General features: G+C 35.9%; 1 protein-coding gene. It reads right to left on the reverse strand.

What is annotated here, in order from left to right; genetic code table 11:
* Positions 1–626 (reverse strand): hypothetical protein (locus GWK16_RS24935; protein ID WP_170056680.1); only part of this gene is annotated, 626 nt, incomplete at both ends.

Consider the following 626-nt stretch of genomic DNA (forward strand, 5'->3'; position numbering starts at 1 on the left):
AAAAGTTTTTGGTACGTATCCTAATGATAAAGATGAATTGACGATATTGAGAAGAGGATCTATGACCTCTGGAAGCATTTCTTTCAATAGCTTAGTCGGTATAGGGTCTAACATACATGTTGTTGATTTTGATGATTTAACAAGTTTAGACAATTCTTCCTCTCCTAAAGCAGTAAATGAATTGAATTTTTCCTCAGGGACACTACAATGCACTGTCTGACGCGATACTGTAGTAGTCGGTTGCATGGTTATAATTTTCTCTCTAATATTGTCAATCTTGCAAGTAAAGAAGTTCATAAAGTCATTACTGCTGTGCTCTTTGGAAACATCAGAAGTTGAAGCTTTATTTCTTGTTAATTTAGCCACTGTATCAAATAAATACCTAGGGTTGTGTTTATTTTCTTCTAAGAGTTTTGAAAAATAGGCAGATCTAGCAGATTTTAAGGCCTTTCTGTACTCAATCATTCTCTCTCTCCACGAAATACCAAATACTTCTAGTTTTGATTTCTTCCAGCTGCGCTCCATTTTTGTGGCTGCTAACTTTAGGGCCCGAGTGTGGTCATTGTACCATGGCATTGGATTAATTTCCTTAATCCTTTTTAAACGCAAAGGAGCAACTGAGTCTA

The sequence above is a fragment of the Neoroseomonas marina genome, assembly GCF_012927745.1.
Classification (GTDB): Bacteria; Pseudomonadota; Alphaproteobacteria; order Acetobacterales; family Acetobacteraceae; genus Neoroseomonas; species Neoroseomonas marina.